15 protein-coding genes are annotated in these 16,740 nt (G+C 74.0%); 9 read left to right on the top strand and 6 right to left on the bottom strand.

What is annotated here, in order from left to right; all coding sequences use genetic code 11:
- The first annotated feature begins 9 nt into the window (after positions 1–9).
- A complete protein-coding gene (locus FHS87_RS00340) occupies positions 10–312 on the top strand; it encodes a hypothetical protein (protein WP_184512670.1) in 303 nt (100 codons plus the stop codon).
- Between the two features lie 85 nt (positions 313–397).
- Here the strand turns inward: FHS87_RS00340 and FHS87_RS00335 are convergent, their stop codons facing one another.
- A complete protein-coding gene (locus FHS87_RS00335) occupies positions 398–565 on the bottom strand; it encodes a DUF1674 domain-containing protein (RefSeq protein WP_184512668.1) in 168 nt (55 codons plus the stop codon).
- Positions 566–608: 43 nt separating this feature from the next.
- Here FHS87_RS00335 and htpX point away from each other — a divergent pair, with 43 nt between their 5' ends.
- Positions 609–1,553: a zinc metalloprotease HtpX gene (htpX, locus tag FHS87_RS00330; RefSeq protein ID WP_184512666.1), complete on the top strand. Its 945-nt coding sequence runs from the start codon at positions 609–611 to the stop codon at positions 1,551–1,553.
- 40 nt (positions 1,554–1,593) lie between these two features.
- Positions 1,594–2,328 (top strand): haloacid dehalogenase type II, encoded by a 735-nt coding sequence (locus FHS87_RS00325; protein WP_246417704.1) that lies wholly within the window; start codon positions 1,594–1,596, stop codon positions 2,326–2,328.
- 10 nt (positions 2,329–2,338) lie between these two features.
- On the opposite strand, the gene FHS87_RS00320 is transcribed toward FHS87_RS00325, so the two are convergent.
- The 5 genes from FHS87_RS00320 to FHS87_RS00300 form a co-directional block, all read right to left on the bottom strand.
- Positions 2,339–2,857, bottom strand: a complete 519-nt coding sequence (locus FHS87_RS00320; protein ID WP_184512663.1) for a hypothetical protein — start codon at positions 2,855–2,857, stop codon at positions 2,339–2,341.
- Positions 2,858–2,943: 86 nt separating this feature from the next.
- Positions 2,944–3,768, bottom strand: a complete 825-nt coding sequence (locus tag FHS87_RS00315) for a class I SAM-dependent methyltransferase (RefSeq protein WP_184512661.1) — start codon at positions 3,766–3,768, stop codon at positions 2,944–2,946.
- A 102-nt stretch (positions 3,769–3,870) separates the two neighbouring features.
- On the bottom strand, positions 3,871–4,842 hold the full coding sequence (locus FHS87_RS00310) for a LysR family transcriptional regulator (RefSeq protein ID WP_184512659.1): 972 nt from the start codon (positions 4,840–4,842) through the stop codon (positions 3,871–3,873).
- Entirely contained in the window at positions 4,839–6,623 is a 1,785-nt protein-coding gene (gene mdoH / locus FHS87_RS00305) for a glucans biosynthesis glucosyltransferase MdoH (protein ID WP_312861826.1), read from the bottom strand. Before mdoH ends, FHS87_RS00310 begins: the two co-directional genes overlap by 4 nt.
- A gap of 42 nt (positions 6,624–6,665) precedes the next feature.
- Positions 6,666–9,491: a phosphoenolpyruvate carboxylase gene (locus FHS87_RS00300; RefSeq protein WP_184512657.1), complete on the bottom strand. Its 2,826-nt coding sequence runs from the start codon at positions 9,489–9,491 to the stop codon at positions 6,666–6,668.
- Between the two features lie 94 nt (positions 9,492–9,585).
- Between FHS87_RS00300 and FHS87_RS00295 the strand changes: the two genes are divergently transcribed.
- The 6 genes from FHS87_RS00295 to FHS87_RS00270 all read left to right on the top strand — a co-directional run bounded on the left by FHS87_RS00295 (position 9,586) and on the right by FHS87_RS00270 (position 16,737).
- Entirely contained in the window at positions 9,586–10,197 is a 612-nt protein-coding gene (locus FHS87_RS00295) for an ANTAR domain-containing response regulator (RefSeq protein ID WP_246417703.1), read from the top strand.
- A gap of 284 nt (positions 10,198–10,481) precedes the next feature.
- The gene (ntrB, locus tag FHS87_RS00290; RefSeq protein ID WP_184512654.1) at positions 10,482–11,369 is read left to right on the top strand and encodes a nitrate ABC transporter permease; all 888 of its coding nucleotides are present in this window, start codon (positions 10,482–10,484) and stop codon (positions 11,367–11,369) included.
- A gap of 13 nt (positions 11,370–11,382) precedes the next feature.
- Positions 11,383–12,195 (top strand): ABC transporter ATP-binding protein, encoded by an 813-nt coding sequence (locus FHS87_RS00285; RefSeq protein ID WP_184512652.1) that lies wholly within the window; start codon positions 11,383–11,385, stop codon positions 12,193–12,195.
- Entirely contained in the window at positions 12,192–13,382 is a 1,191-nt protein-coding gene (locus FHS87_RS00280) for an NAD(P)/FAD-dependent oxidoreductase (RefSeq protein ID WP_184512650.1), read from the top strand. The genes FHS87_RS00285 and FHS87_RS00280 overlap by 4 nt, the downstream gene beginning before the upstream one ends.
- Positions 13,382–15,112, top strand: coding sequence for a NirA family protein (locus FHS87_RS00275; protein WP_184512648.1), 1,731 nt, complete (start codon positions 13,382–13,384; stop codon positions 15,110–15,112). Before FHS87_RS00280 ends, FHS87_RS00275 begins: the two co-directional genes overlap by 1 nt.
- Complete coding sequence (locus FHS87_RS00270) at positions 15,109–16,737, top strand: sulfite reductase subunit alpha (RefSeq protein ID WP_184512645.1); 1,629 nt, start codon at positions 15,109–15,111, stop codon at positions 16,735–16,737. Before FHS87_RS00275 ends, FHS87_RS00270 begins: the two co-directional genes overlap by 4 nt.
- Positions 16,738–16,740: the final 3 nt, after the last annotated feature.

The following is a 16,740-nucleotide window of genomic DNA, read 5'->3' as shown; positions in this document are numbered from 1 at the left end:
GCTACGTCCATGAGCGAAGAGAAGAAGGGCGCCCACATCCTCCCCGAGGAGAACGCCGTCTCCAGCGCCACCGGCTTCAGCGGCCCGGAGCCGCGCCCGCGCGACAAGTCGCCGGAGCACCAGTACAAGCCGAGCCCGGGCGACAACAACAACTTCATCGGCCCGGACGCGCCCGGCGGCCCGGTGAACATCAGGGTGAAGGGCGCCGAGGGTGACGCCCCCGGCCAGCCGGACGAGATCGCCGAGCCCGACAACGGGGTGACGGAGGAGACGAAGCGCAAGACGACCGGGCTGGGCAAGCACGGCATCTAGCCACCGCATTCTCCGGCGGACAGGGCCGCCCCGCGGCCCTGCCCCGTCGGGCGCGGTTCTCAGTCGCCCCTGTGGGGCGCGGGTCCTAGAAGTCGCTGACGCGCCCCTTGCGCTCCCAGTCGCCGTAGCGCGTCGGCTCCGGCCCGGTCGGGCCGCCGATCTCGGGAAGCTTCGGCGCCTCGGGCTTCGGCGCGGCGGCCGGCTGGGCGGCCGGAGGGGTGGGCTGGGTCTTGGTCTCGTCGGTCTCGGTCATGCATCCCAGATAGGGTGCCTGGGGCAGAGGAGGAACGGGTCCCGTGTCGGGTTATGCGCGCACCGCGGTGCTCATGGCGGGCCTCGTGGCCCTCTTCGCGGGGGTGGGGTTCCTGCTGGGCGGACGGCAGGGAATGCTGATCGCCTTTCTCTTCGGCGTAGGCATGAACGCCTTCACCTGGTGGAACTCGGACCGGATGGTGTTGCGGATGCACCGTGCCGAGCCGATCGGGCCGGCGGAGAACCCGCGGTTGCACGCCCTCGTCGCGGGCCTCGCCGCGCGGGCGGGGCTGCCGATGCCGGCCCTCTACCTCATCCACGAGGACCAGCCGAACGCCTTCGCCACCGGACGCTCGCCCGATCACTCGGCGGTGGCCGTCACCACCGGCCTGCTGGCGATGATGCCGGAGGAGGAGGTGGCCGGGGTGGTCGCGCATGAGCTGGCCCATATCCGCAACCGCGACACGCTGATCATGACGATGACGGCAGGCCTCGCCGGCGCGATCGGGATGCTGGCGCAGTTCGGCGGGCTGTTCGGCAACCGGGACCGCAACAACCCCCTCGGCGGCATCGGCGCGCTGCTGGCGATCATCGTCGCGCCGCTGGCGGCGATGCTCGTGCAGATGGCGATCAGCCGCTCCCGCGAGTACGAGGCGGACCGGCTGGGGGCGGAGATCGCGGGTCACCCGCGCGGCCTCGCCAACGCGCTGCAGCGGCTGGAGGCGGGGCGCGGCCTGCCGAACCTCGCCGCCGAGGCGAACCCGGCGGCCGCGCATCTCTTCATCGTCAACCCGCTCTCCGGCGCGCGGATGGACAATCTCTTTTCCACCCATCCCAGCACGGAGAACCGCGTGCGGGCGCTGATGGAGCTGGCAGGCGGGATGCCGGTGGGGCGGATGCCGGGCGGGCGCGGCCCATGGAACGGGGCGGCGGGCCGCTCCGCGGGCCAGCCGGGGCGGGGCTTCACCCGCCGCGGTCCCTGGGCCTAGGCTCCCCGCGGACAGGGCTCGCGCCCGTCCGGCGGAGAGGATGAGGACCAACCCGATGCCCCTGGACGGCGTGCGCGCCCTCGTCTTCGACGTCTTCGGCACGGTGGTGGACTGGCGCGGCGGCGTCGCGCGGGAGGCCGCGCCCTTCCTCGCCCGCCACGGCAGCTCCGCCGATCCCGCCCTCTTCGCCGATGCCTGGCGCCGGCGCTACCAGCCCGCCATGGAGGAGGTCCGTAGCGGCCGCCGCCCCTTCACCCGGCTGGACGTGCTGCACCGGGAGAACCTGGATGCCGTGCTGCCCGATTTCGGCATCGACCCCGCCGGCCTGCCCGCGGCGGAGCTGGACGAGCTGAATCTCGCCTGGCACCGGCTGGACCCCTGGCCGGACGCGGTGGCGGGGCTCGCGCGACTGAAGGCGCGCTACATCATCGCCCCGCTCTCCAACGGCAACATCGTCCTGATGATCGACATGGCCAGGCGGGCCGGCCTGCCCTGGGACGCGATCCTCGGGGCGGAGGTGGCGCGGGCCTACAAGCCGGCGCCCGAGGCCTATCTTCGCACGGCCGAGATCCTGGCGATGCGGCCGGAGGAGGTCTGCCTCGTCGCCGCCCATAACGGCGACCTCGCGGCGGCGCGGCGATGTGGGCTCCGCACCGCCTTCGTCCCGCGCCCGGCCGAGCACGGGCCGGGGCAGGCCACCGATCTGGCGCCGGAGGAGGAGTGGAACGTGGTGGCCGAGGATTTCGGCGCGCTCGCCGCCCGCCTCGGCCTCTAGCCCACCCCTCTCAGGAGGGCTGCCCGGTCGAACCCGTGCTCGCCGCCCGCTCCAGCGTCTCCAGCGATTGGAGCACGCCGCGCGCGGCATCGAGCGACTGGCCGTGCGGCACGGCGGGGTGGCCCTGCACGATGTCGGCGAAGCGATTCTTCATCTCACGCATCGCGTTGTCATAGACCGGCGTGCCGGAGAGGCCCTGCGGTGCGCGCTCGGCCACCTGCCAGGCGTCGCGCGTCTTCTGCATGAGCTGGATCGTGTCCGGCGAGGCCGCGCCGGGCTGGGTAGGCCGCGCCCCGCCCTCGGAGCGCGAAATCTCCTGCCGCAGCTCGCGCGAGGCGCGCTGGAGCATCCCGACATAGGTCTGCATGTCCGGCGCCTGGGGTGTGGCGCTGTTCGGGTTGGGATTCGCCGCCGAGGGCTGCTCGGCCGGGCGGGACGGGGCCTGGAAGGTGGTCTGGGCCCCGGCGCCGGCCGCAAGGCCGAGGCAGAGCGCGGGGACGGCGAGAAGGGAGAGGATCGGCGCGCGCATGGGCTCCTCCGGGATGCGGTGTGGAGGGGAACGCCGCAGGCGCCGTTTCGGACAGCCGAACCCGAAAGAAACCTGCCGGGGCGCCGTCAGGCCGTTCCTCGCACCGCCCAGGCCCGGGCGGAGAGGGCGATGCTGCCATCGGCGCCGACGGGCAGCGCGGCGCGCAGGGCGTCGCGCAGCGCGGCGCGGCGCTCCTCATCGAGGGACAGGCAGTAGGCCGGCGCGGGCGCCCCGCCCGCCAGGAAGGGGGACCAGTAGTCGTCGAAGTCGCGGAACACCGTCGGCACCTCGATCGCCGTCACCGCCACCTCCCGCATCCCCGCCCCAGCAAAGAGGGCCTGCAGCGGCTCGGGCCGGCAGAGGGCGAAGCGCAGCGCCTCGTCCTTCCCTCCCGCCCCCACGGGGTCGAGCGCCGCGGCCGCGTCCCAGAAGCGGCGCATCATCCCCATGCCCTCCGCATAGTCCCAGACATAGGCCGCGACGATCCCGCCCGGCCACGCGGCGCGGCGCATCTCCGAGGCCACCTTCCCCGCATCCGGCACGAAATTGAGGACGAGGCCGCTCACCACCGCGTCGAAGGCGGCGTCCCCGACGGGCAGGGCCTGGGCGTCGCCGTGGAGGAACCCGGCGCGAGGGTCCGTCACGCGGCGGCGGGCATAGGCCAGGAAGCCCTCCGAGGGGTCGATGCCGATGACCGCTTCCGGCGCGTGGTGGGCGAGGATCCTCTCGGTGAGCGCGCCGGTGCCGCAGCCGACATCGAGCCAACGCGCCCCCGCCCCCAGGCCGAGCCGGCCGAGGAACCTCGCCGCGACGAGCCGGCTCCAGCGGCCGACATAGGGCTCATAGGCCTCGCCCGCCGCCCATAGCCGGTCCGGGCCGGGTGCCGGACGGGGCTCGTCTCCGGTCGCCATCGCGCGCCTCCCCGTGCAGGGTCGCCGTTCAGGCTAGGACGGAAGCGGACGGCGCGGGCAAGCGAAATCCTCCGCAACGAACCTCTCCGGTCGCTGCCGCTCCTAGTCCGCCACCGCCCGGCTGCCCCGCGCGCCCTCGGCCGGGATGTCGGCCACCACCTCCCGCGCCAGCGCCAGCAGCAGGCGGCGCAGCCAGGCATGGCCCTGATCGGCCTCGAAGCGGCGGTGGAAGATCATGGAGAGCCGGGTGTGCTGCGTCGCCTCCGCCACATCAGGGGGGAGGGCCAGGGTCTCCAGCCCGTGCGCCGCGGCCATCTGCCGCGCGAGGCGGGAGGAGAGGGTCATCACCATGTCCGTCCCTAGCAGGATCGCCGGCACGGCGGAGAGATGGGCCACCACCGCCCCCAGCCTCCGCGTGCGGCCGAGGTCCCGCAGCACCCGGTCCATCGCCCCGTCGCGCGAGCCGTTGGGCGAGTGCAGCAGGTGCGGGAAGGAGACGTAGCGCTCCACCGTCAGCTCCCCCTCCAGCAGCGGGTGGCCGGGGCGGGCGAGGATCGTGAAGGCCTCGGGCAGCAGGCGGAGCCGGGTGTAGAGCGCGGCCGGCTCGGCCAGCATGGCGATGGCGAGCTGCGCCTCGTTGCTCTCCAGCAGGGCGGTGGCGTTGGTGCGGTCGGCGTGGCGGATCGCGACGAGGATGCCCGGCGCTTCCGTGGCCAGCCGCGCGAAGAGCGGCGGGGCGAGGACGGCCTCCGCGTATTCCGAGAAGGCGATGGTGAAGACGCGGTCGCTCGTCGCGGGGTCGAAGGGGGCGGTGGCGGCGAGCGTCTCCTGCAGCCGGTCCAGCATCTCCTCCACCGGGCGCATGAGGGCGAGCGCCAGGCTCGTCGGCTCCACCCCGCCGGGCGCGCGCAGGAACAGCTCGTCCCCGAGCGAGGCGCGCAGCCGGTTGAGCGCGTTGGAGACGGCGGGCTGGGAAAGGTTCAGCCGCGCCGCCGCGCGGGTGACGTGCCGCTCCCGCGCGACGGCGTCGAAGACGCGCAGGAGGTTGAGGTCGAAGGCGGAGAGGTCCTTCACGGCGCGTGGGCCGCCTCGGCGACGGGCGTCTCTGCGAGATGTGCCGGCGCCTCGGGGCGCGCGGCGGGAAGCGCGGCCAGCTCCTCCGGCGTGGCGGCGACGCGGTGGCGGACCAGCCAGGCCGAGAGGCCGGGCGAGGCCGTCCAGACGCAGAGGGGGATCGCCAGCACCGGCCCCGCGAGGAAGGGCAGCGCCAGCAGCAGCGCTACCGGCAGCCCCCCTGGCGAAACCCCGGCCAGCACCGCCGCGCAGCCCAGGCCGAGAAGCGTGTGCGGCAGGAGCAGCCGCGCCGCATCCGCCCAGGCGACGCCCCGCTCCGCCCGGTTCTGCGGCGCCCATCCGTCCCGCGCGCCGAGGGCGAGGCGGAGAAGGGCGAAGGCCTTGTTCATCAGGCTCACGGGCTCAATGAGCAGCGAGAAGACGATCTCCGCCCCCATCCCCCGCAGCACCGCCGCCCGCCCGCCATAAGCCGCCGCCCGCTCCGGGCGCAGCAGCAGCTCCAGGTAGCCCAGCAGCTTCGGCGCGGCATTGGCGAGCCAGGTGAGCCCCACCAGCGCCGCCAGCGCCCCCATCGGCGTTCCTGCCCCGCCGCCCAGGGCCGCGTTGCCCACGGCCGCCAGCAGGATGCCGAGCCAGAGCGGCGCGCAGAGGAAGAGCAGCATCGCCTGGGCGAGCTGCCATCGCCCCATGGCGCGCAATCCCGGGCGCAGGATGAGGTGGCGGTACTGCATGTTGCCCGCCCCCCAGCGCACGTCGCGCGCGAGGAATTCGGGCAGTGCCGGCGGGTTGCCCTCCAGGCTGCCGGTGTCGTCGGGCAGGCAGCGCAGGCGCCAGCCGGCCGCGCGCAGCCGCACCGCCTCCACCTGGTCGTGGGAGAGGATCGCGCTCCCGTCCGGCAGCGGGGCGAGGCGGGCGTGCTCGCGGAAGGGCGCGATGCGGAGGATCGCGTTGTGGCCCCAGTAGGGCCCGTCATCGAGCTGCCACCAGCCCTGCCCCATCGCCCAGGCGCGCATCCCCGCGCGCATCCCGAACTGGAAGAGCCGCGGGAAGGCGCGGGCGGCGGGGCGGCCGGCGATGAGCTGCTGCACCAGCGCGAGGCGCGGGTCCGCCCGCATCGCCCTGACAAGCCGCAGCACGGCCGGGGCCGACATCTCGGAATCCGCGTCCAGCATGAGGGCGAGGTCGTGGTCCCCCGCATGGTGGTCGAGGAACTCCATCACGTTCCCCGCCTTGAAGCCCGTGCCCTCGGCGCGGCGGCGATGGCGCACGGGAATGCCGCCCGCCCGCGCCGCGGCGAAACCCGCCACGGCCGCGTCCTCCGCAGCCGCGAGGACGGGATCGCGCGTGTCGGAGAGGAGCCAGAGGGTGAAGCGCTCCCCCTCCCCCACCGCCTCCAGCCCGTCCAGCAGCCGGGCGAGGGACGGGAGGACATCCTCCATCGGCTCGTTGCGGATGGGAACCGCGATGGCGGTGCGGAGCGGCGGCCCCCCGGTCGGTTCCTGGGGCGGCGCCGCGACCTGCGGGACGAGGAAGGCCGGCGCGTCCCGCTTCGCCAGGAGCAGGGCGAAGCCGATCGCGGCATTGGCCACGCAGATCGCCGTCCATGGCAGGGTGCCGATGTAGAGGACGGCGATCGCCACCTCCCACCCCGTCCATCCCCCGGAGGCGAGAACGCGCCACAGCAGCGCCAGCAGCGGCGCGGCGACGAGGAGGCAGAGGAGGAGGAAGGCGGCCCGCCGCGCGGCGGGCCGCTCCCCCGGCAAGGGAGGGGGCGGATTCACCCCTCCAGTCTGGCCCGCTTGCGTGGCGGAAGCGAGGCGGCCCTAGCCGTGCGCCCCGCATTCGAGGGAGACCACCGCGCTGGCCTCCCGCACCATCGCGAAGAGCTCGCGCAGCGGCTCCATCAGCTCCGCGTGCTCGCGCCCGTAGCCGGCGCGGCGCGGCGAGGGCGGCTCCCCGTAGTCCAGGGCCGCGCTCGGCGGCTCATGGGCGGGGAAGACTTGGTCGAGCAGCTTCGCCGCCTCCTCCACGTCCAGCCGCAGCAGGCGCCGCAGCAGCCCGTCCCGCGTCACGCCGTGGCGGGGGGAGAATTCCGGGATGTTCACCGCCCGCATCCAGATCCGGTGGATCAGCAGCAGCCGCAGCGCGTGGACGGCGAAGAGGCGGTCCGACATGCGCGGCCGCTCGCCCTCCGCGGGCCAGGCGGCGCGCAGCGCGGTGTCGTCGGCCAGCAGGCGGCGGAAGACGCGGCGCACGGGGTCGCCCAGGCCCTGCTCCTCCAGCGCCGTGGCCACAGCCGCGAGCGCCGTCGCGTTGAAGGGGTTGCGCGCATTCGCCGCGCGGTCGAGCCACATGCCGGGATCGAGGGAGGCGACGTAGCCGCGCAGCACCTCCGTATCCGAGAGGGTGAGCCCCGCCCGCGCGAAGGCCATGGCGCCGGCGAAGCGCGGCGACTTCCGCAGGAGGTCGGCGAAGCCCTCCGGCTCCCGCGCCGCCCCGGCGCCGAGCCCCTGGGTAAGGTTGGCGAGGAAGCCGAGCTGCTGCAGCACCGCGTTGTTCGGGATGGCGCGCAGCTCGCGCGGGTGGCGGATCGTCGCCGGCCCGCCCGTGTCGCTCTGCCGCGCCGCGGGGCGCGACCCCGTGCGGTCCAGCAGCGCCGGGCCGAAGCCGCCGAGCAGCCCGGCATAGCCGGGATCCTCCACCAGCCCCGCCATGGCGCCGCGCATCCCGGCGAAGAGATCGGCCGCGAAGCCCGCCTCGGCATAGACGGGGTCGGTGATCTCTCCCGGCAAGGGCGCGAAGGCGTGCTCGGCGATGCGCGCGACCGTCGCCTGGGCGAGGGCGCGCGTGCCGAAGAGCTGGTAGCCGTCCCCGCCCTGGAAGCTCGTCTCCAGCCGCGTCGCGATGCGCTGCGCGGCGAAGGCGGCGCGGGTCGCGGGGGGGTCGAGGTACTCGAAGCGCGCGGCCAGCCCGTCCGGGTGCCCGCCGCGGCCGAGCCCCTCGCCATGCGTGTCGAAGAGCACGACCTCCAGATCCGCCAGCCCGTGCCGCGCGAGAAGGTCGGCGACGCGCAGCTTCAGCCGCTCGATCAGGTGGCTCGCCGCGGGCTGGCCGACATAGCGGCCGGAATCGGAGTAGCCGAACTGCAGGCAGAGCCGCCCGATGCCCTTGAGATAGGCGCGCCAGTGGGGCGAGCGCAGCGCCTCCTCGATCACCCGCTCGCCGCGCCGCTCCAGCGCCTCGGCCGTTTCGAAGAGCGGGCTGATCTCGACGTGCCGCTCCGCGCCGCAGAGCCGCGCGAGCAGCAGCGCGCAGAGCAGGGTGTAGCCGCTCTCGGTCTCGGCCACGAGGAAGCGCACGGGCTGGGAGGCGTCGATGTGCTTGGCGATTTGCGCGACCGTCATCATCAGCCGCATGGCGCTGGCGGATTCCGAGAGCAGACCGCCCGTGTCCACCGGCTCCGGCCGCGCCTCCTCCAGCGCGGCGTTGATGGCGCCGAAGAGCGCGCGGCGGCGGGCGGCGTCATCGGGGGCGCCGCCGAGCGCCGGGACGCGCAGCCGCGCCGCGTTGTGGAGCTGCGCCGAGTTCAGCCGGACATGCGTGTGGGCGAGGGAGAGCCCGTGCCCCACCAGCCCCGAGCGCGCGACGAGCAGGGCGAGCCGCGCCGCATCGTCCGGCGCGGCCGCGATGGCGCCGCCGAAGAGTTCCAGCAGCGGCTCGGGCGTCGTCAGCGCCTCCTCCCGCCGCCCGACGAGGGCGAGGGCGAAGCGCTGCGCGGCCTCCGGCTCCGGCGAGCCACCGGAGGGATTGGGCGGGGGACAGGCGGCGATCTGCGCGCGCACGGCCTCCAGCGCGAGGGCGATCCGCTCCCGCAGCGGCTCCGCCCCCTCCGGCGGCAGGGCGGCGACCTGCGCCTCAAGCCTCGCGAGGCCCAGCTCCTTCATCCGCAGCCGCAGCCGCAGCGTGTCCTGCCAGCCGATATCGGTGCGCCCGTCCGTGTCGTAGCCGACCCAGGAGGAGAGGATGACGGGCGCGGGCAGCAGGCTGCGCCAGCGGTCCGGCCAGATCTCCCGCGCGACGCCGAGGAAGGCGGCGGAGAGCCGGTCCAGCGCGTCCCGCCCGTTGGTGATCGCCTCCACCGCCTGGGAGAATTCCTCCTCCAGGTCCGGCGGCACGGGGCGCAGCGGCAGGCCCTCGGGAACGGGCGCACCGCAAGCGGCCTCGGCCAGCGCGCGGTTGGTCGCGCGCGGGAGGGAGAAGGTGGGGTGGGCGGTGAACACCGCCGCCGCGCGGGGGCGCTCGCAGGCCGTGCGGAAGGCGGCGAAAGGCACGGGGCTGTCGGCGGGGTCGGGCCGCGCGGCGCGGGAGGCGACCCCGATCAGCGCCGCGTCCGTCGCCTCCGGATCGGTGCCGCCGACCTGCCGCGCCAGCCGCGCGGCGCGGTCCGCGAAGGCCATGTCGCCGATCCGGCGGAGCGCGGCGCGGAGGGCGGGCAGGTCCAGCTCGCCATCGTCGATCCGGCGGCTGATCGCCAGGGCCATGGCCAGGGCCGGGGCGGCGAAGGGATCGCCCCTGCCCTGCGCGCGGGCGTTTGCCGCGAGATGCAGCAGGTCGAGCGAGGTGTCGGGCCTGGCGGCGGCGTCGTCCATGCGGTGTTCCCCTTCAGCGGCCCTTGTGCAGCGCGATAACGAACCGGCGGGCCGAAGGGTGCGGCGGCCCGGCGGCTCTGGCAAAGCCTTTGCGATGCGCGGAACCGCCGCCCGGGATCGTCCGGGCCTGACGGGGGATCAGGGCCTGCGCGTTCTGCTCGTGGATGCCGATGGCGAGCGCGCCTCCCTTGTCTCGGCGGGGCTGAGGGCAGCCGGTTACGAGGTGGTGGCGCTCGCCCCCGACGCGATCGACCTCACCCGCCGCGTGCGGGATTCCGGGGCCGAGGTGATCGTCTGCGACCTCGACGACCCCGGCCGCGACGCGCTGGAGAGCATGCGCGCTCTCAACCGCGACGAGCCGCGCCCGGTGGTGCTCTTCGCCGAGCGGGGCGAGCCGGAGCAGATCGAGGCCGCGCTGGAGGCCGGGGTGGCCGCCTATGTCGTGGAAGGGCTGGCCCCCGGCCGCGTGCGCCCCGTGATCGAGGTGGCGATCCGCCGCTTCCGCGCGCATCACTCCATGCGGCAGGAACTGGAGGCGACGCGGGCGACGCTGGCCGCGCGCGCGGTGATCGACAGGGCCAAGGCCCGGCTCATGGAGCGCGGGCGGCTCAGCGAGGAGGAGGCCTATCGCCGGTTGCGCCGGACGGCGATGGACCAGGGACGCCGGATCGTGGATGTCGCCCAGGCAGTTCTGGATAATAAATAGGCGATTTGCCTAAATGGCATTCTTGAACGGGGTTGCCGTCGCCAACATGCCTTCGTAGAGGGCAATATCGTGCTTGCGGCAGTGTGGCGCGGCATGGTGAAAAATGAGCCCAAGGGAACGGCCTGCAACGACGCAAGCCCTCGCGCTTCCCGATCGGCCACTTGGCGGTCCAACGGCGGCCCGCCTCCCGGTTCCAAACGGAACCCCGGAGCGCGCACGTGCCCGACACCTTCCACGAACTCCGCCCCTCTCCCCTTCTCAAGAAGCTTGGGGGTGCGTGAAGGATGAACGCGACTGTTCCTCCCCGGCATGCGGCCTCCTCCGCGGCTGTGCCGGCCCATGCGACGCCGGTCGCGCCCGCTTCCCTGCCAGCGCCCAGCTTTCTCGCGCGGCTGCGCGGGCTGTCCGGGCGGGTGCTGCCGCCGCTGGTGGTCGTGCTCGCGCTGGCGGGCCTGTGGGAGCTGGCCGCCAGCGGCCCCTCGGCCACCCTTCCCCCGCCGTCGCGCGTCTGGGCCGATGCGGGCGAGCTGATCACCGACCCGTTCTTCGATCGCGGCGGGCTCGACAAGGGCCTCTTCTGGCACCTGGCCGCCAGCCTCCAGCGCGTCGCGCTCGGCTTCGTGCTGGCCGCCGTGGCCGGCATCGCGACGGGGCTGCTGATCGGCACCTCCCAGCTCGCCATGCGCGGGCTCGATCCCCTGTTCCAGGTGCTGCGCACCGTCCCCCCGCTCGCCTGGCTGCCGCTCTCGCTCGCCGCCTTCCGCGAGGCCCAGCCGAGCGCGATCTTCGTGATCTTCATCACCTCCGTCTGGCCGGTCATCATCAACACCGCGGTCGGCGTCCGTAACGTCCCGCAGGACTACCGCAACGTCGCCGCCGTCATCCGCCTCCGCGGGCCCGCCTACTGGGCGCGCATCATCCTCCCCGCGGCCGCGCCCTACATCTTCACGGGGCTTCGCATCGGCATCGGCCTCTCCTGGCTCGCCATCATCGCGGCCGAGATGCTGATTGGGGGGGTCGGCATCGGCTTCTTCATCTGGGACGCCTGGAACAGCTCCAACCTGTCCGACATCGTCGTCGCGCTGGTCTATGTCGGCCTCGTCGGCTTCGCCCTCGACCGCCTCATGGCCCTTCTCGGCCACCTCGCCACCCGCGGCACCGCGACCGCCTGAGGAGCGCTTCCCGATGAGCAAGCCCATCACCGGCCCCGCCTTCCTCGACATCTCCGATGTCACCATCGCCTTCCCGCGCTCGCGCGTCCCCGTCCTCAACGGGGTGGACCTCAAGATCCGGCGCGGCGAGTACGTCTCGGTCATCGGCCATTCGGGATGCGGCAAGTCCACGCTGCTGAACGTCGTCGCCGGCCTGCTGCCCGCCACCTCGGGGGGCGTGGTGCTGGACGGGCGCGAGGTCTCGGGGCCGGGGCCGGACCGGGCGGTGGTGTTCCAGAACCACTCCCTCCTGCCCTGGCTCACCTGCTACGAGAACATCCGCCTCGCGGTCGACCAGACGCTCTCGCGCGCCATGAGCCGGGCCGAGCGGCACGACTGGACGATGGAGAACCTCGCCCTCGTCCGCATGACAGGGGCGAAGGACAAGCGACCGGGCGAGATCTCGGGCGGCATGAAGCAGCGCATCGGCATCGCTCGCGCGCTCGCCATCAAGCCCAAGGTGCTGCTGCTCGACGAGCCCTTCGGGGCGCTCGACGCGCTGACCCGGGCGCACTTGCAGGACCAGGTCATGGCCATCCATGCGAGCCTGGGCACGACGGTGATGATGATCACCCACGACGTGGACGAGGCCGTGCTGCTCTCCGACCGCATCGTCATGCTCACCAACGGGCCCAACGCCCGCATCGGCGAGATCCTCGACGTCGATCTTCCCCGCCCGCGCGACCGCCTCGAACTCGTCGCCGACCCCCGCTTCATCGCCGCGCGCGCCCATGTTCTCGCCTTCCTCCACCACCGGCACGCAGCACCGGGAATGGTCGCGGCGTGAAGGCCCTCGTCATCGGCGCCGGTCCGGCCGGCACGCGCTGCGCGCTCCGCATCGCCGCCCGCCTGCCCGGCGCGGCGGTGACGCTCGCGGGCGCCGAGCCCGCCCTGCCCTATGACCGCGTGGCGCTGTCCAAATACCTTGTGGGTGAGGTGGCGCAGGAGGCGCTGATCACGCACTCCCTCGCCGATCTCCGGGCGGCGGGCGTGCAGTACCGCCCCGGCACGCCGGTCGCCTCCCTCGACCTCGCGATGCGCCAGGCGATCACCGCGCGCGGCGAGCGGATCGACTATGACTGGTGCGTGCTCGCCACGGGCAGCCGCTCCTTCCGCCTGCCGCTGCCGGGCGCGGAGCTGCCCGGCGTGATCCCCTGGCGCGACCTGGCCGAGACGCGGCGGATGATCGAGGCCTCGAAGGATGGCGGCCCGGCGGTGGTGATCGGCGGCGGGCTGCTCGGGCTGGAAACGGCAGTGGGCCTCGCCGCGCGCGGCATGAAGGTGACGGTGCTGCACGCCGTCGGCTGGCCGATGGAGCGGCAGCTCGACTACGACGCGGGCACGCTGCTCGCGAACCGCCTGCGCGCGCGCGGGCTGACGATGCACATGCCCGCCGCGACTGTCGCCATCGAGGGCCGGGAGCGCGCGGAGGCCGTGCGGCTCGGTACGGGCGAGCGCATCCCCGCGCGCCTCGTCGTCATGTGCGTGGGCGTGCGGCCCAACGCCGATCTCGCCCGCGCCAGCGGGCTGGAGGTCGCGCGCGGCGTGGTGGCGGACGCCGCCATGCGCACGAGCGACCCGCATGTGCTCGCCATCGGCGAGTGCGCGGAGGTGGAGGGGCGCCTCATCGGCCTCGTCGCCCCCGCGCTGGAGCAGGCGGAGATCGCCGCCTCCACCATCGCGGGCGAGGAGCAGGCCTGGGCGCCGCGCGCGGACTCCGCCGCGCTGAAGGTCTCGGGCACGCATGTCTGGTCCGGCGGCGAGGTGGCGCCCGTGGATGCGGAGGCCGTGACCTTCCGCGCGGGCGAGAGCTACCGCCGCCTGTGGTGGCGCGGCGAGCGCCTCGTCGGCGCCGTGCTCTACGGCGACACGGGGGAGGCCGGCTTCTTCCAGAGCCTCATCGCGAGCGGCCGGCCCGTCGCCTCGCGCGCCGAGGCGGCACTGGGCCAGGCCTGGATCGGGAACGCGGCCTGATGGAATCCGGCTTCTCAACCGAGCAGCAGAACTACCTCAAGGGCTTCATGGCGGGCGTCGAGGCCCGCCGCGGCACGCTCTCCCCCGCAGGAGGCGCGGAGGGGGGCGGCGCGCCGCCGGACGCGATGCGCGCGGCGCAGGACGCCGCCATCGCCGCGGGCGGCAAGCTGAATGCCGAGGAGAAGATGAAGCGGGAGAAGCACCCGCTGGACCGCTGGGACGAGGTGGAGGCGCGCGCCCGCGCGGGCCGGTTCCCGCACGGGCTGGAGAACCTCGCCACGCGCTGGCACGGCCTCTTCTATGTCGGGCCGGCGCAGGACTCCTTCATGTGCCGGCTCCGCATTCCCGGCGGCATCCTCTCCTCCTGGCAGGCGCGCGGCATCGCCGAGGTCGCGGAGGATTGCGGCGGCGGCTACGTGGACGCGACGACGCGCAACAACCTCCAGATCCGCGAGATCCCGGCCGACAAGGGCGTGGAGCTGCTGGAGCGGCTGGCCGACCTCGGAATCATCCCGAAGGGCACGGGGGCGGACAACATCCGCAACATCACCGCCTCCCCCACCGCCGGCATCGACCCGCAGGAGCTGATCGACACCCGCGGCATCACCCGCAAGCTGCACCACCACATCCTGAACACGCGCGACCTCTTCGGCCTGCCGCGCAAGTTCAACATCTCGATTGACGGCGGCGGGTGCGTCGCGGTGGTGGAGGACACGAACGACATCGCCTTCACCGCCGTCCGCATGGATGGGGAGGTGGTGTTCCGCCTCGCCCTCGGCGGCATCACCGGGCATCGCGACTTCGCGCGCGACACGGGGCGCGTGGTGGCGCCGGACGAGGTGGTGCGCGTCTGCGACGCGATCCTGCGCGTCTTCCTCGCCCATGGCGACCGCACGGACCGCCGGAAGTCCCGGCTGAAATACCTGCTGGACCGCTGGGGCCTGCCCCGCTTCGTGGAGGAGGTGGAAAAGCAACTCGGCGCCCCGCTACGCGCGGCCGGCCCCTTCGAGCCCGCGCCGCCGCCGGACAAGCACGGCCATCTCGGCGTGCACGACCAGAAGCAGGCGGGAATGCAGTATGTCGGCGTGGTGCTGCCGGTGGGGCGCATCACCGGCGACCAGCTCCGCGGCCTCGCCCGCATCGCCGATCTCTACGGCAGCGGCACGCTGCGGCTCACCGTGTGGCAGAACCTGCTGATCTCCGACATCCCGCGGGAGCGCATGGCCGGGGCGGTGGCGGAGATCGAGGCGCTCGGCTTCGGCACCACCGCGAGCCACGCGCGCGGCGGCCTCGTCGCCTGCACCGGCGCGGCGGGATGCAAGTTCGCGGCGGCCCATACGAAGCAGCACGCAGCGGCGCTGGCCGATTATCTCGATGCGCGCATCACCCTCTCGAAGCCGGTGAACATCCATCTCACGGGCTGCCACAACTCCTGCGCCCAGCACTATATCGGCGACATCGGGCTGATCGGCGCGAAGGCCGAGCGCGGCGAGGAGGAGGTGGAGGGCTACGACCTGCATGTCGGCGGCGGCGCCGGCATCGAGCAGGGCATCGGGCGCCTTCTCTTCCCCAAGGTCCCGGCAGAGGACGTGCCGCCCCTCGTGCTGAACCTCCTGCGCACCTGGCAGGAGGATGCGCCGGGGGAGAGCTTCCAGTCCTTCACCGCCCGCCACGACGAGGACGCGCTGCGCGCCATGGCCGTCCGCACCCCCGCGGAGATCGACGCATGAACGCCATCTCCCCCATCCCCGGCGCCTTCCCGGGCGCGGCCCCCGTGCCGCTGATCCCGGAGAGCGCGCCCTTCACGGCCGAGCAGCGCGCCTGGCTGAACGGCTTCCTCGCCGGCCTTTACGGCGGTGCCGCATCCCCTGGCGGCACGGCCCCCACCGCCGAGCCGGAGGCGGAGGAGGACTTCCCCTGGCACGACCCGGCCCTGCCGCTAGACGAGCGCCTCTCCATGGCCGCGGGCAAGCCGCAGTCCCGCCGGCTGATGGCGGCCATGGCGCAGCTCGATTGCGGCCAGTGCGGCTATGTCTGCCAGACCTATGCCGAGGCCATCGCCTCGGGCGCCGAGGGCTCGCTCTCGCTCTGCGTGCCCGGCGGCAAGGCGACGCAGAAGGCGCTGAAGGCCCTGCAGGCGGAGACGCCGGCCGCCGCCGCACCCGCCCCGGCGCTCAGGCCGGCGGGGCCGGAGATGGTGCCCGTGCGGATGCTCGCCGCGCACAGGCTCTCCGGCGAGGGATCGGCCAAGGACGTGCGGAACGTGGTGCTCGATCTCGAGGGAACCGGGCTGCGCTACGAGCCCGGGGACAGCCTCGGCCTGCTCGCGCCCAACGACCCCGCGCTGGTGAGGGCCTGCCTCACGGCCCTCGGCGCCACGGGCGAGGAGCCCGTGCCCTGCCCCGACGGCGTGGCCCGCCCGGTGCGCGAGGCCTTCCTCGCCCATCTCGCCATCGCCCGCCCGCTGGACAGCAGCTTCGATCTTCTCGCCGGCAGCGCGAGGGACGCGAAGGAGGCGGCCATGCTCCGCAAGCTCGCGGACGGCGACGACGACGCGGCGCCGGCGGATGCCGACCTGCTCGACCTGCTGGAGGCCTTTCCCTCCGCCCGCCCGCCGCTGGCCGATCTCGCGGCCTCGCTGCCCGGCCTCAAGCCGCGCCTCTACTCCATCGCCTCCTCGCCGCTCGCCGTGCCGGGCAGGGTGGAGCTCTGCGTCTCCGTCGTGCGCGCGGAGCGGCGCGGGCGGGTGCGGCAGGGCGTCGCCTCCTCCCATCTCGGCTTCCGGGCCCTGCCCGATCTGGCGGAGGGCGAGGGCCACGCCGCGCCGGGCGACCGGGAGCGCGCGCTGGCCGGCACGGTGCCGGCCTATATGCAGGTCAGCCATTTCCGCCTGCCGGACGACCCCGCCATTCCCGTCATCATGTGCGGCCCCGGCACGGGCATCGCCCCTTTCCGCGCCTTCCTGCAGCACCGCGCGGCGCAGGGCATCCGCGGCCGCACCTGGCTCTTCTTCGGGGACCAGAAATCCGCCACCGATTACCTCTTCCGGCCCGAGATCGAGGGCTGGCTCGCGGACGGCACGCTGGAGCGCCTCTCCCTCGCCTGGTCGCGCGATCCCGGCACGAAGAAGACCTATGTGCAGGACCGCATGCGCGAGAACGCCGCCGACCTCTGGCGCTGGTTCCAGGACGGCGCGCGCTTCTACATCTGCGGCGACGCCGCGCGCATGGCCAAGGACGTGGACACTGCGCTGCGCGAGATCGCCATGCGGGAAGGCCGCATGGACGCCGACGCCGCGCGGGACTGGATCGTCGCCCTCGCCCGCCAGAACCGCTACCAGCGCGACGTGTACTGAGCG

The organism is Muricoccus pecuniae (assembly GCF_014199205.1).
GTDB classification, from domain to species: Bacteria; Pseudomonadota; Alphaproteobacteria; order Acetobacterales; family Acetobacteraceae; genus Roseomonas; species Roseomonas pecuniae.
Note: the sequence above shows the minus strand (reverse complement) of the source record. Positions and strands in the feature narration are given on the sequence as shown.

Excerpts from the sequence above, each read along its gene's own strand:
- FHS87_RS00320 (WP_184512663.1), bottom strand. The coding sequence starts at position 2,857 with ATGCGCGCGCCGATCCTCTCCCTTCTCGCCGTCCCCGCGCTCTGCCTC.
- FHS87_RS00325 (WP_246417704.1), top strand. The coding sequence starts at position 1,594 with ATGAGGACCAACCCGATGCCCCTGGACGGCGTGCGCGCCCTCGTCTTC.
- FHS87_RS00300 (WP_184512657.1), bottom strand. The coding sequence starts at position 9,491 with ATGGACGACGCCGCCGCCAGGCCCGACACCTCGCTCGACCTGCTGCAT.
- FHS87_RS00270 (WP_184512645.1), top strand. The coding sequence starts at position 15,109 with ATGAACGCCATCTCCCCCATCCCCGGCGCCTTCCCGGGCGCGGCCCCC.
- FHS87_RS00340 (WP_184512670.1), top strand. The coding sequence starts at position 10 with ATGAGCGAAGAGAAGAAGGGCGCCCACATCCTCCCCGAGGAGAACGCC.
- ntrB (WP_184512654.1), top strand. The coding sequence starts at position 10,482 with ATGAACGCGACTGTTCCTCCCCGGCATGCGGCCTCCTCCGCGGCTGTG.
- FHS87_RS00275 (WP_184512648.1), top strand. The coding sequence starts at position 13,382 with ATGGAATCCGGCTTCTCAACCGAGCAGCAGAACTACCTCAAGGGCTTC.
- FHS87_RS00335 (WP_184512668.1), bottom strand. The coding sequence starts at position 565 with ATGACCGAGACCGACGAGACCAAGACCCAGCCCACCCCTCCGGCCGCC.
- FHS87_RS00315 (WP_184512661.1), bottom strand. The coding sequence starts at position 3,768 with ATGGCGACCGGAGACGAGCCCCGTCCGGCACCCGGCCCGGACCGGCTA.
- FHS87_RS00295 (WP_246417703.1), top strand. The coding sequence starts at position 9,586 with ATGCGCGGAACCGCCGCCCGGGATCGTCCGGGCCTGACGGGGGATCAG.
- FHS87_RS00285 (WP_184512652.1), top strand. The coding sequence starts at position 11,383 with ATGAGCAAGCCCATCACCGGCCCCGCCTTCCTCGACATCTCCGATGTC.